This is a genomic window from Bacillus sp. JZ109, from assembly GCF_053903135.1.
Genome location: NZ_CP096388.1, coordinates 1309610 through 1322417 on the forward strand (window position 1 = coordinate 1309610; position 12808 = coordinate 1322417).

Annotated in this window: 12 protein-coding genes and 1 riboswitch; of the genes, 11 read left to right on the forward strand and 1 reads right to left on the reverse strand. The window is 44.5% G+C overall.

Going from position 1 to position 12808, the window contains the following annotated elements:
* The first annotated feature begins 7 nt into the window (after positions 1–7).
* The 10 genes from M1D94_RS06665 to M1D94_RS06710 all read left to right on the forward strand — a co-directional run bounded on the left by M1D94_RS06665 (position 8) and on the right by M1D94_RS06710 (position 11409).
* Positions 8–412, forward strand: coding sequence for a DUF350 domain-containing protein (locus M1D94_RS06665; protein WP_003237674.1), 405 nt, complete (start codon positions 8–10; stop codon positions 410–412).
* A 188-nt stretch (positions 413–600) separates the two neighbouring features.
* The gene (gene lcfA, locus M1D94_RS06670) at positions 601–2283 is read left to right on the forward strand and encodes a long-chain-fatty-acid--CoA ligase LcfA (RefSeq protein WP_277708878.1); all 1683 of its coding nucleotides are present in this window, start codon (positions 601–603) and stop codon (positions 2281–2283) included.
* A gap of 104 nt (positions 2284–2387) precedes the next feature.
* Positions 2388–2972, forward strand: coding sequence for a fatty acid metabolism transcriptional regulator FadR (gene fadR / locus M1D94_RS06675; RefSeq protein ID WP_014477593.1), 585 nt, complete (start codon positions 2388–2390; stop codon positions 2970–2972).
* Between the two features lie 14 nt (positions 2973–2986).
* On the forward strand, positions 2987–3763 hold the full coding sequence (locus M1D94_RS06680; protein WP_282627293.1) for an enoyl-CoA hydratase: 777 nt from the start codon (positions 2987–2989) through the stop codon (positions 3761–3763).
* A 14-nt stretch (positions 3764–3777) separates the two neighbouring features.
* Positions 3778–4551: an electron transfer flavoprotein subunit beta gene (gene etfB, locus M1D94_RS06685; RefSeq protein ID WP_014480500.1), complete on the forward strand. Its 774-nt coding sequence runs from the start codon at positions 3778–3780 to the stop codon at positions 4549–4551.
* A gap of 35 nt (positions 4552–4586) precedes the next feature.
* On the forward strand, positions 4587–5564 hold the full coding sequence (gene etfA, locus M1D94_RS06690; protein ID WP_282627292.1) for an electron transfer flavoprotein subunit alpha: 978 nt from the start codon (positions 4587–4589) through the stop codon (positions 5562–5564).
* A gap of 217 nt (positions 5565–5781) precedes the next feature.
* Positions 5782–7269 carry an alpha-L-arabinofuranosidase AbfB gene (abfB, locus tag M1D94_RS06695; protein ID WP_015483534.1) on the forward strand — a complete coding sequence of 496 codons (1488 nt, stop codon included), beginning with the start codon at positions 5782–5784 and terminating at the stop codon, positions 7267–7269.
* Positions 7270–7590: 321 nt separating this feature from the next.
* Positions 7591–7905, forward strand: a complete 315-nt coding sequence (trxA, locus tag M1D94_RS06700) for a thioredoxin (RefSeq protein WP_003222500.1) — start codon at positions 7591–7593, stop codon at positions 7903–7905.
* A gap of 135 nt (positions 7906–8040) precedes the next feature.
* Entirely contained in the window at positions 8041–9813 is a 1773-nt protein-coding gene (uvrC, locus tag M1D94_RS06705) for an excinuclease ABC subunit UvrC (protein ID WP_017696677.1), read from the forward strand.
* 64 nt (positions 9814–9877) lie between these two features.
* Positions 9878–10057, forward strand: a riboswitch (Lysine riboswitch).
* A 125-nt stretch (positions 10058–10182) separates the two neighbouring features.
* Entirely contained in the window at positions 10183–11409 is a 1227-nt protein-coding gene (locus M1D94_RS06710; RefSeq protein ID WP_282627291.1) for an aspartate kinase, read from the forward strand.
* 43 nt (positions 11410–11452) lie between these two features.
* Here the strand turns inward: M1D94_RS06710 and M1D94_RS06715 are convergent, their stop codons facing one another.
* Entirely contained in the window at positions 11453–11899 is a 447-nt protein-coding gene (locus M1D94_RS06715) for a YslB family protein (protein WP_003222508.1), read from the reverse strand.
* Positions 11900–12191: 292 nt separating this feature from the next.
* On the opposite strand from M1D94_RS06715, the gene sdhC reads away from it, so the two are divergent.
* Complete coding sequence (gene sdhC, locus M1D94_RS06720) at positions 12192–12800, forward strand: succinate dehydrogenase cytochrome B558 (protein WP_003222512.1); 609 nt, start codon at positions 12192–12194, stop codon at positions 12798–12800.
* Positions 12801–12808 lie beyond the last annotated feature (8 nt).

Consider the following 12808-nt stretch of genomic DNA (forward strand, 5'->3'; position numbering starts at 1 on the left):
TATGGCCATGAGTGATTTTTGGGAAAACGAGCTTGTGGAAATCGCGGCATATTACAGTGTCGCGGTTCTCTGCCTCGTCCTCTTTTTGACTGTGTTTGAGCTGGTGACGGCTTATAAAAACTGGGAAGAGATTCAAAAAGGAAATCTTGCGGTGGCAATGGCGACCGGCGGAAAAATTTTGGGAATCGCAAACGTATTTCAGCATTCCATCTCCCAGCATAATTCGCTGCTGCAAATGATCGGCTGGGGCGTTTACGGGTTTGTTATGCTTCTGATCAGCTACTTTATTTTTGAGTTTTTGACTCCGCGGTTTAAAATTGATCAGGAAATCGAAAATGATAACCGGGCTGTCGGCTTTATTTCATTTGTCATTTCTGTCGGGCTTTCATTTGTGGTGGCAGCCGGAATATAAGGGGACGGAGAATAGATGGAAAAGCTTGCGAAAATACTGCTCGCCGCGGCGGGAATCTTTTTGTTAATTGGTCTTATATATCTGTTCATATTATGAGAAAAAGAAAGATTTACCTTTCTTTTTCTTTTTTTTGCCGTCCATCTGCTATAATGATAAGGTGGATCTCTAAAATCGAAAGGGGAGGTTTTATGCAGTCTCAAAAGCCGTGGCTTGCCGAGTATCCCAACGATATCCCGCATGAGCTTCCGTTGCCGAATAAAACCCTGCAATCCATCCTGACAGACTCCGCCGCACGATTCCCTGATAAAACCGCAATATCGTTTTATGGAAAAAAACTCACCTTTCATGACATTCTGACGGATGCTCTTAAACTTGCAGCTTTTTTGCAGGTCAATGGCCTGCAAAAAGGAGACAGAGTGGCTGTTATGCTGCCCAATTGCCCGCAAACAGTGATTTCTTATTATGGCGTCTTGTTTGCCGGTGGCATCGTGGTGCAGACGAATCCGCTTTATACCGAGCATGAGCTTGAATACCAGCTTAGAGATGCTCAGGTAAGTGTAATCATCACCTTAGATTTGCTTTTCCCGAAGGCAATAAAAATGAAAACGTTATCAATAGTCGACCAGATTTTGATAACCAGCGTAAAAGACTATTTGCCTTTTCCGAAGAATATTCTTTACCCGCTGACGCAAAAACAAAAAGTGCATATCGACTTTGACAAAACAGCTAACATTCACACGTTCGCTTCCAGTATGAAGCAGGAAAAAACTGAACTCCTGACAATCCCGAAGATCGATCCTGAGCATGATATCGCTGTCCTCCAGTATACCGGAGGAACAACCGGAGCTCCAAAAGGGGTCATGCTCACGCACCAAAATATTTTGGCAAATACTGAAATGTGCGCCGCTTGGATGTATGACGTGAAAGAAGGCGCTGAAAAAGTGCTGGGCATCGTCCCGTTTTTTCATGTCTACGGACTGACGGCAGTCATGAACTATTCGATTAAACTAGGCTTCGAAATGATTCTTCTTCCTAAGTTTGATCCGCTCGAAACACTTAAAATCATCGACAAACACAAACCGACGCTCTTTCCTGGCGCACCGACAATTTACATTGGCCTTTTGCATCACCCCGAATTGCAGCATTATGATCTGTCATCCATTAAAAGCTGTCTTAGCGGATCAGCCGCGCTCCCCGTGGAGGTAAAGCAGAAATTTGAAAAGGTGACTGGCGGAAAGCTTGTGGAAGGCTATGGTTTGTCTGAGGCATCCCCAGTGACGCACGCCAACTTTATCTGGGGAAAAAACAAGCCGGGCAGTATCGGCTGTCCTTGGCCGAGTACGGACGCTGCGATCTATTCTGAAGAGACGGGTGAGCTTGCCGCTCCGTATGAGCATGGAGAAATCATTGTAAAAGGTCCGCAAGTCATGAAAGGATACTGGAATAAACCAGAGGAAACCGCCGCAGTGCTGAGAGATGGCTGGCTGTTCACCGGGGACATGGGCTATATGGATGAAGAAGGCTTTTTCTATATTGCTGACAGGAAGAAGGATATCATCATTGCCGGCGGTTACAATATTTACCCGCGTGAGGTAGAAGAAGCGCTTTATGAACATGAAGCCATCCAAGAAATTGTTGTCGCAGGCGTTCCCGATTCCTACAGGGGAGAAACAGTAAAAGCATTTGTCGTATTAAAGAAAGGCGCAAAAGCCGATGCAGAAGAACTGGATGCCTTTGCGAGATCTCGACTAGCTCCCTATAAGGTGCCCAAAGCCTATGAGTTCAGAAAAGAGCTGCCGAAAACGGCGGTGGGAAAAATTTTAAGAAGGCGTTTACTTGAAGAAGAAACCGAAAATCATCATATCAAATAAAAAAAGAGAACGTCCATGAATAAACTTGACAAACCTGAAAATCCTTCTTATCATAAAATTATGAATGAATAGTCATTCATTTCTATAGGAAGGAACGATGAACATTGAAGCAAAAACGGCCAAAGTATATGCAGATTATTGATGCAGCAGTAGAAGTCATTGCAGAAAACGGCTACCACCAGTCACAGGTATCCAAAATTGCCAAACAAGCCGGAGTAGCGGACGGCACCATCTATCTCTATTTTAAAAACAAAGAAGATATTTTAATTTCTCTATTCAAAGAAAAAATGGGTCAATTTATTGAGCGGATGGAAGAGGACATTAAAGAAAAAGCAACAGCGAAAGAGAAATTGGCGCTTGTGATTTCAAAGCATTTTTCCCTTTTAGCGGGTGACCATAATCTCGCAATTGTCACGCAGCTTGAGCTCCGCCAATCCAACTTGGAGCTGCGCCAAAAAATCAACGAAATATTAAAAGGCTACTTAAATATTTTGGATGGCATTTTGACGGAAGGCATACAATCAGGCGAATTAAAAGAAGGCCTCGACGTCCGCCTCGCCCGGCAGATGATTTTTGGAACGATTGACGAAACCGTGACAACATGGGTGATGAATGACCAAAAGTACGATCTTGCTGCGCTTTCAGACAGCGTTTTAGAATTATTGGTGTCCGGAATTCATAATAAGTAAAGGAGTTCTGTCCTATGAATGCAATATCACTGGCAGTTGATCAATTTGTGGCAGTTTTGACGATTCACAATCCGCCGGCAAATGCGCTTTCCAGCCGGATATTAGAAGAGCTGTCTTCCTGTCTTGATCAATGTGAGACAGATGCAGGCGTACGAAGCATTATCATTCACGGCGAGGGAAGATTTTTCTCAGCCGGCGCTGATATTAAAGAATTTACATCGCTTAAAGGCAATGAGGATTCCTCATTGCTCGCTGAGCGCGGCCAGCAGTTAATGGAGAGAATCGAAAGCTTTCCAAAACCGATTATCGCAGCGATTCACGGCGCTGCTCTCGGAGGCGGGCTGGAGCTTGCGATGGCCTGTCATATCAGAATTGCAACAGTAGATGCTAAGCTGGGGCTCCCGGAGCTTAATCTCGGTATCATTCCAGGTTTTGCGGGGACACAGCGCCTTCCGAGATATGTCGGTACAGCCAAAGCATTAGAGCTCATCGGATCAGGAGAACCGATATCCGGAAAAGAAGCGCTTGATCTCGGACTTGTCTCAATTGGAGCGAAAGATGAGGCAGAAGTGATTGAAAAAGCAAAAGCACTTGCCGCTAAGTTTGCAGAGAAAAGCCCGCAAACGCTGGCATCTTTGCTTGAACTTTTCTATTCCAACAAGGTGTATTCCTATGAAGGCAGCTTAAAGCTTGAAGCAAAGCGATTTGGGGAAGCATTTGAGTCAGAGGACGCCAAGGAAGGCATCCAGGCATTTCTCGAAAAAAGAAAGCCTCAGTTCAAAGGCGAATAAAAGGGGATATGATCATGAATCTATTTGTACTGATGAAACGGACGTTTGACACAGAAGAAAAAATCGTCATTGAAACAGGAAAGATTCAGGATGACGGAGCGGAATGGATCATTAATCCATATGATGAGTACGCGATAGAAGAAGCCATCCAGCTGAAGGAAAAGCATGGCGGCACGATCACCGCCGTCACGGTCGGCGGTGAAGAAGCGGAGAAAGAATTGCGTACGGCGCTTGCCATGGGTTGTGACCAAGCTGTTTTAATCAACATAGAAGATGATCTTGAAGAACCCGACCAATATTCCATTTCTCAAGTTTTATACCACTATATGAAGGATCAGGAGTTTGATTTGATTCTCGGCGGAAATGTTGCCATTGACGGAGGATCAGGACAAGTGGCGCCTCGGCTTGCCGAGCTACTGGACATTCCGTGTATCACTACGATCACCAAACTCGAAATCAACGGCACTGATGCAGAAGCAGAAAGGGACGTCGAAGGGGATGTTGAAAAAATCAAAACGACGCTCCCATTGCTTGTCACAGCTCAGCAGGGCTTAAACGAGCCGCGCTATCCATCGCTTCCGGGAATTATGAAGGCTAAGAAAAAGCCGCTTGAAGAGCTTGAACTTGATGATCTTGACCTGGACGAAGAGGATGCTGAACCAAAGCTGAAAACCATTGAACGTTTTCTGCCGCCGAAAAAAGAAGCCGGGAAGCTTCTCCAAGGTGAGCCTGCTGAACAGGCAAAAGAGCTTGTTTCATTGCTCCGCAGCGAAGCTAAAGTCATTTAAAGCTTGGACATTCAAAGAAACAGGGGGATGTTAGAATGGGAAAAAAAGTGATCGTGCTTGGAGAAATACGCGATGAAGAATTGCGGAATGTCACCTTTGAAGCAATAGCTGCAGGAAGAACCATTTCAGGAGATGGGGAAGTCATCGGTGTTCTCATCGGTGAAAATGTACAAAGCATTGCACAAGAGCTTATTCATTACGGAGCAGATAAAGTTCTTACCGCTGAGGACCCGAAGCTGAAAACATACACGGCAGACGGGTACAGCCAGGTCATGAGAGGTGTTATCGAGCAAGAAAATCCTGATTCAGTCATCTTCGGGCATACGGCAATGGGCAAGGATCTTTCACCGAAGCTTGCTGCCCGGCTGCAAACAGGCTTAATTTCTGATGCTATAGATGTAAGCGTTACCGGAGGAAATGTTGTGTTCACACGGCCGATTTACTCGGGGAAAGCTTTTGAACGTGTCATTTCAACCGATCCGATGATCTTTGCAACAATTCGCCCCAATAACATTCAAGCTTCAGAAAAAGACACCAGCAGGTCGGGGAGCATCGAAAGCATTGATGTTTCTCTTACTGACCTCCGCACTGTTATCCAAGAGGTCGTCAAAAAAACGGCGGACGGTGTTGATCTCTCCGAAGCGAAAATTATCGTTGCGGGCGGCCGAGGAGTCAAAAGCATGGAAGGATTTCAGCCGCTGCAGGAGCTTGCAGAGGTGCTAGGGGCCGCAGTCGGGGCTTCTCGCGGGGCATGTGACGCTGATTATTGCGATTATGCTCTCCAAATCGGGCAGACCGGGAAAGTCGTCACTCCGGATTTGTACATTGCATGCGGCATTTCCGGCGCCATCCAGCATTTGGCCGGCATGTCAAACAGCAAGGTGATCGTCGCCATCAATAAAGACCCCGAAGCCGATATCTTTAAAATAGCGGATTACGGCATCGTCGGTGATTTATTTGAAGTTGTCCCGTTATTAACTGAGGAATTCAAACAATTGAATATACACTCATAAAGGAAATCCCGGACTTTAAAAGTTCGGGATTTTTTCATATTTATAAATACATACGTACAAATATAAAAACAATAGAAAATGACGTTGACATGTACGAACATATATAATATGGTTACTTTAAAAGCGCTTACATTCATGCTGACTCCTCAGGCAAAAGACAGATCACATATTTGACTGTGGTGCTTTTCATATCCGTATGAAAGGAATGATCAGAGGCATGTCTGAACATCAAGCAGTGATTCAAACAGATATCGTAAAAGGAACCATTAACAAAAATATATACGGTCATTTTGCCGAGCATTTAGGAAGAGGGATTTATGAGGGGATCTGGGTCGGAACGGACTCAGACATCCCCAATATCAACGGGATACGAAAGGACGTGCTGGAGGCGCTCAAACAGCTGCACATTCCTGTCCTCAGGTGGCCGGGCGGGTGTTTTGCGGACGAATACCATTGGGCAAACGGTGTCGGTGACCGTAAGACAATGCTGAACACTCACTGGGGCGGTACAATTGAATCAAATGAATTCGGAACGCATGAATTTATGATGCTTTGCGAGCTGCTTGAATGCGAGCCATATATTTGCGGCAATGTCGGAAGCGGAACCGTTCAGGAAATGGCGGAGTGGATTGAGTATATGACATTTGAAGAAGGCACGCCGATGTCAGACTGGAGAAAGCAAAATGGAAGAGAAGAACCTTGGAAGCTGAAATATTTCGGCGTGGGCAATGAAAACTGGGGCTGCGGCGGCAACATGCATCCCGAATACTACGCAGATCTGTACCGGCGTTTTCAGACTTATGTCCGCAATTACAGCGGGAATGACATTTATAAAATTGCAGGCGGCGCAAATGTGGATGATTTTAATTGGACGGACGTGCTTATGAAAAAAGCCGCTGGCCTGATGGACGGGTTGAGTCTTCATTATTACACGATTCCGGGGGATTTCTGGAAGGGCAAAGGATCAGCCACAGAATTCACGGAAGATGAATGGTTTATTACGATGAAAAAAGCCAAATACATCGATGAATTGATTCAAAAACACGGCACGATTATGGACCGGTACGATCCGGAGCAGCGGGTCGGGCTGATTATTGATGAATGGGGCACGTGGTTTGATCCCGAGCCAGGCACGAATCCCGGTTTCTTATATCAGCAAAACACCATTCGTGATGCACTGGTGGCGGCTTCTCATTTCCACATTTTCCATCAACATTGCCGCCGAGTGCAAATGGCCAACATCGCCCAAACAGTAAACGTTCTGCAAGCGATGATTTTGACTGAGGGAGAGCGGATGCTTTTGACACCGACGTACCATGTATTCAATATGTTTAAGGTGCATCAGGACGCTTCTCTTTTAGCCACAGAGACAATGTCTGCCGACTATGAATGGAACGGTGAAACGCTTCCGCAAATCAGCATTTCAGCGTCGAAACAAGCTGAAGGCGATATCAATATCACAATTTGCAACATCGATCACCAAAACAAAGCGGAGGCGGAAATCGAGCTGAGGGGTCTACACAAGGCAGCGGACCATTCCGGAGTCATTCTTACGGCAGAAAAAATGAATGCGCATAACACGTTTGACGATCCTCATCATGTCAAACCGGAATCCTTCAGACAATACACGCTCAGCAAAAACAAACTGAAAGTAAAACTCCCGCCAATGTCAGTCGTCTTACTTACGCTGCGTGCTGATTCTTAATCGCGCAAGAGCGCCGGAGCTTCATGCCGGCGCTCTTTTTCAGGTTTTAAAACAGCTCCGGCAGGGCATGGTAAAGTACATGACAGTGAAGAGGAGATGTGATCTTATGCTTCGTACCATTTTAATGATTATTGGGGCAATTGTAGTGATCGGGGCCATTATCAGATTTGTGTTTTAAAAAAGAGCATATCCCATTCAACCATATAAAAATGAGTAAACCGGCTGTGATCAGGAAAAAATAATTTGTAAGCATTAAAATAGCGTGAACGAATGGGAGATGCTATACTAAAAATCATCATTTCACATTGGAGGAATTCAATAATGGCTATCGTAAAAGCAACTGATCAATCTTTCTCAGCTGAAACAAGCGAAGGCGTCGTACTGGCAGACTTCTGGGCTCCTTGGTGCGGACCTTGTAAAATGATTGCACCTGTTCTTGAAGAATTGGATCAAGAAATGGGAGACAAACTGAAAATCGTAAAAATCGATGTAGACGAAAACCAAGAAACTGCCGGAAAATACGGCGTTATGAGCATCCCGACTCTTCTTGTGTTAAAAGACGGCGAAGTAGTTGAAACTTCAGTCGGCTTCAAACCAAAAGAAGCGCTTCAAGAGCTTGTAAACAAACATCTTTAATTTTCCGCTGCTTACATGCCAGAGCGATTCCGATTGAGGGATCGCTTTTTTTATTCGCCAATTGTGAACCATAGAGAAAAACAAACGTTCGTGTTAAACTGGAAATAAAGGATTAAACATAAGGAAGGGTAACATATGAACAAACAACTGAAAGAAAAACTCGCCCTCCTTCCTGATCAACCGGGTTGTTATCTCATGAAGGACCGGCAGCAGACTGTGATCTACGTAGGGAAAGCAAAAGTGCTGAAAAACAGAGTGCGCTCCTACTTCACCGGTTCTCACGACGCGAAAACCCAAAGGCTTGTGACGGAAATCGAGGATTTTGAATATATCGTGACGTCCTCCAATCTTGAAGCGCTTATTTTAGAAATGAATCTGATCAAAAAGCATGATCCGAAATACAACGTCATGCTCAAAGACGACAAAACCTATCCTTTCATAAAACTCACCCATGAACGCCACCCAAGGCTGATTGTCACCCGCAATGTCAAAAAAGACAAAGGGCGCTATTTCGGGCCGTATCCGAATGTACAGGCAGCAAGGGAAACAAAAAAACTGCTCGACCGTCTGTATCCTCTCAGAAAATGCTCCAAGCTCCCGGACAGAGTGTGCCTTTACTATCATCTGGGCCAATGCCTCGCTCCGTGCGTAAAGGATATTTCCGAAGAGACGAACAGAGAGCTGGTTGAAAGCATTACACGTTTCTTAAGGGGCGGCTATAATGAGGTCAAAAAAGAGCTTGAAGAGAAAATGCATGAAGCTGCTGAGAATCTTGAGTTTGAACGAGCAAAAGAGCTTCGTGACCAAATTGCCCATATTGAATCAACGATGGAAAAACAAAAAATGACGATGAACGATCTAGTCGACCGTGATGTATTCGCGTACGCGTACGATAAGGGCTGGATGTGCGTGCAGGTCTTTTTCATCCGCCAAGGGAAGCTCATTGAACGCGATGTCAGCATGTTCCCGCTTTATCAGGAAGCAGATGAAGAGTTCCTCACGTTCATCGGGCAGTTTTATTCAAAAAACAACCACTTCCTTCCGAAGGAGATTTTAGTTCCGGACAGCGTAGATCAATCCATGATCGAGCAGCTGCTGGAAACAAACGTTCACCAGCCGAAGAAAGGCCCGAAAAAAGAACTGCTCATGCTTGCCCATAAAAATGCGAAAATCGCATTGAAAGAAAAATTCTCTTTAATCGAACGCGACGAGGAGCGTTCAATCGGGGCTGTGCAGAAACTAGGTGAGGCATTAAATATTTATACGCCGCACAGAATTGAAGCGTTTGATAACTCAAACATACAGGGGACAAACCCAGTTTCCGCGATGATTGTGTTTATCGACGGCAAACCATACAAAAAGGAATACCGCAAATATAAAATCAAAACCGTTACAGGGCCGGATGATTACGGTTCTATGAGAGAGGTTGTCAGAAGACGCTATACGAGAGTGCTTCGTGAGAATCTGCCGCTGCCCGATCTGATCATCATTGACGGAGGAAAAGGGCAGATCAACGCAGCAAGGGATGTCATTGAAAATGAACTCGGCTTGGATATCCCGATCGCCGGTTTAGCGAAAGATGAAAAACACAGAACCTCAAATTTACTGATCGGTGATCCGCTGGAGGTGGTGTATCTGGAACGAAACAGCCAGGAATTTTACCTCCTGCAGCGCATTCAGGACGAGGTGCACCGTTTTGCAATCAGTTTTCACAGGCAAATCCGCGGAAAAAGCGCGTTTCAATCCGTTTTAGACGACATCCCGGGTATCGGAGAGAAAAGAAAGAAAATGCTGTTAAAGCATTTCGGTTCCGTTAAAAAAATGAAGGAAGCAAGCCTTGAGGACATCAAAAAAGCCGGTGTTCCCACAGCGGCGGCTCAGCTCCTTTACGACAAATTGCAAAAATAATGTTGTCCTTTTAAATAAGATCTGATAAAATGTGAACTAATTTCATAGTTAGATCGTGTTATATGGTGAAGATAGAGGTGCGAACTTCAAGAGTATGCCTTTGGAGAAAGATGGATTCTGTGAAAAAGGCTGAAAGGGGAGCGTCGCCGAAGCAAATAAAACCCCATCGGTATTATTTGCTGGCCGTGCATTGAATAAATGTAAGGCTGTCAAGAAATCATTTTCTTGGAGGGCTATCTCGTTGTTCATAATCATTTATGATGATTAATTGATAAGCAATGAGAGTATTCCTCTCATTGCTTTTTTTATTGTGGACAAAGCGCTCTTTCTCCTCACCCGCACGAACCAAAATGTAAAGGGTGGTAATACATGGGTCTTATTGTACAAAAATTCGGAGGCACTTCCGTCGGCTCAGTCGAAAAAATTCAAAATGCGGCAAACCGCGCAATTGCAGAAAAACAGAAAGGCCATCAAGTCGTTGTCGTCGTTTCAGCAATGGGAAAATCCACTGACGAATTGGTCAGCCTTGCAAAAGCTATTTCTGACCAGCCGAGCAAACGCGAAATGGATATGCTGCTGGCGACAGGCGAGCAGGTCACGATTTCACTCCTTTCAATAGCATTGCAGGAAAAAGGCTATGACGCTGTGTCTTATACTGGCTGGCAGGCGGGAATCCGTACGGAGGCCATTCACGGAAACGCCAGAATTACAGATATCGACACATCGGTTTTAGCAGACCAGCTTGAAAAGGGAAAAATTGTCATTGTAGCAGGATTCCAAGGCATGACAGAGGATTGTGAAATTACGACATTGGGCCGGGGCGGTTCAGATACAACAGCAGTTGCTTTGGCTGCCGCTTTAAAAGCTGATAAATGTGACATATACACAGACGTGCCAGGCGTGTTTACAACCGATCCGCGCTATGTGAAATCAGCGAGAAAACTTGCGGGCATCTCATACGATGAAATGCTTGAGCTTGCCAATTTAGGCGCCGGCGTTCTTCATCCAAGAGCAGTTGAGTTCGCGAAAAATTACCAAGTGCCGTTAGAAGTGCGTTCAAGTACAGAAACCGAAGCGGGAACATTAATTGAGGAGGAATCATCCATGGAACAGAATTTAATTGTCAGAGGCATTGCATTTGAAGATCAAATCACAAGAGTAACCATTTACGGGCTGACTAGCGGCCTGACAACTTTGTCTACTATTTTTACGACACTTGCCAAAAGAAACATAAACGTGGATATCATTATCCAAACGCAGGCCGAGGACAAGACTGGAATTTCCTTCTCTGTCAAAACAGAAGATGCAGACCAAACCGTTGCAGTGCTTGAAGAGTATAAAGACGCGCTGGAATTTGAGAAAATCGAGACAGAAAGCAAATTGGCTAAAGTATCCATTGTTGGATCCGGCATGGTCTCAAATCCTGGTGTAGCGGCTGAAATGTTTGCTGTACTGGCGCAAAAAAACATTTTAATCAAAATGGTCAGCACATCTGAAATCAAAGTGTCAACAGTCGTAAGCGAAAATGACATGGTGAAAGCAGTCGAGTCGCTTCACGATGCATTTGAGCTTTCAAAACACCCTTCAGCTGTGTAATGACAATCAAAAAGGCGGGACTATGCAGTCACCGCCTTTTTGATTACACTGGGTCTTTCATATCCCATTTCACAGTCAGAACCACTTTATCGGCTCTCTTTTTCACTTGTTCATATGATTCGGCAATCTGATCATTCATCAATTGAATTTGTTCAGCGATAAAACCAGCCTCCAGCTGAAAGCAAGGTTCTTTCTGATGTTTAAGCCGGTTGGAAATGATCGGCCCTTCAAGTTCAAATTCAAGCTCCTGTTTTTTAGCGCTTACGTTGGTGAGGGTTCCCCAGCCCGCTTCTTCAAAGAAGGCCGGAAATTCCTCCCATGATTCAAGAGGAAACTTACGGGCGAGATGTTTTCCTGCCCAATACATCATGGAAGAGTAATCTTGGCCAAGCATATCTGGGAGAACGATCTCTCGTATTAGTTCGTAGGCATAGGCGTTCATTTCAATTTCTTTTAGGTTGTCAATAGATGCTTCAAATTTAGACTTCATATCTGTCTCCCCTCTCTCCTGCGTATATTATAGCTTAAACAGGGGGGAGGATTACAGAATGATCCTGTAATTCTTATGAAAAATTAAGCAAGAAATATATATTGATAAAATAAAATTTTTCAATCAACTAATCAATTCGGAAAATTATAATTTATGTACGCGTTTTCTTGACGCCCTTTTGAGGGAGGAGTAAAATGAAATTGTCAATAAATCTTAATAAAGTGCTTACAATTGAAAGAAGTGGGGGAAGAGATTTAGCACATTTCGCACTTATCAAACAGGGGGTAAAGTAATGTCTGGGAACAGAGAGTTTTATTTTCGAAGATTGCATTCCTTGCTTGGCGTCATACCGGTCGGCATCTTTCTTATTCAGCATTTAGTCGTCAACCAGTTTGCCGCAAGGGGCGCTGAAGCATTTAATAGCGCTGCTCATTTTATGGATAGTCTGCCTTTCAGGTATGCCTTGGAAATTTTTATTATCTTCTTACCATTAATTTATCATGCAGTTTATGGTGTGTACATAGCGTTTACTGCGAAAAATAACGCAGGCCAATACAGCTACATGAGAAACTGGCTATTCGTCCTGCAGCGTGTAACCGGTATCATCACCCTCATTTTCGTCAGCTGGCACGTGTGGGAAACCCGCATTGCCGCACAAATGGGCGCTGAGGTCAATTTCGACATGATGGCGAATATTTTGAGCTCTCCGGCTATGCTTGGTTTTTACATTGTCGGTGTTTTATCAACAATTTTCCACTTCTCGAACGGTTTATGGTCTTTCGCTGTTACATGGGGCATCACGGTAACGCCTCGTTCTCAAAGAATTTCGACATACGTTACGCTGATTATTTTTGTTGCACTGTCATACGTAGGCTTAAAAGCGATTTTTGCATTTGTTTAAGAGTACTA

What these genes read in the sequence shown, in the direction of transcription:
- M1D94_RS06665 (WP_003237674.1), top strand. Translation starts at nt 8, where the DNA reads ATGAGTGATTTTTGGGAAAACGAGCTTGTGGAAATCGCGGCATATTAC.
- lcfA (WP_277708878.1), top strand. Translation starts at nt 601, where the DNA reads ATGCAGTCTCAAAAGCCGTGGCTTGCCGAGTATCCCAACGATATCCCG.
- M1D94_RS06680 (WP_282627293.1), top strand. Translation starts at nt 2,987, where the DNA reads ATGAATGCAATATCACTGGCAGTTGATCAATTTGTGGCAGTTTTGACG.
- etfB (WP_014480500.1), top strand. Translation starts at nt 3,778, where the DNA reads ATGAATCTATTTGTACTGATGAAACGGACGTTTGACACAGAAGAAAAA.
- etfA (WP_282627292.1), top strand. Translation starts at nt 4,587, where the DNA reads ATGGGAAAAAAAGTGATCGTGCTTGGAGAAATACGCGATGAAGAATTG.
- abfB (WP_015483534.1), top strand. Translation starts at nt 5,782, where the DNA reads ATGTCTGAACATCAAGCAGTGATTCAAACAGATATCGTAAAAGGAACC.
- trxA (WP_003222500.1), top strand. Translation starts at nt 7,591, where the DNA reads ATGGCTATCGTAAAAGCAACTGATCAATCTTTCTCAGCTGAAACAAGC.
- uvrC (WP_017696677.1), top strand. Translation starts at nt 8,041, where the DNA reads ATGAACAAACAACTGAAAGAAAAACTCGCCCTCCTTCCTGATCAACCG.
- M1D94_RS06710 (WP_282627291.1), top strand. Translation starts at nt 10,183, where the DNA reads ATGGGTCTTATTGTACAAAAATTCGGAGGCACTTCCGTCGGCTCAGTC.
- M1D94_RS06715 (WP_003222508.1), bottom strand. Translation starts at nt 11,899, where the DNA reads ATGAAGTCTAAATTTGAAGCATCTATTGACAACCTAAAAGAAATTGAA.
- sdhC (WP_003222512.1), top strand. Translation starts at nt 12,192, where the DNA reads ATGTCTGGGAACAGAGAGTTTTATTTTCGAAGATTGCATTCCTTGCTT.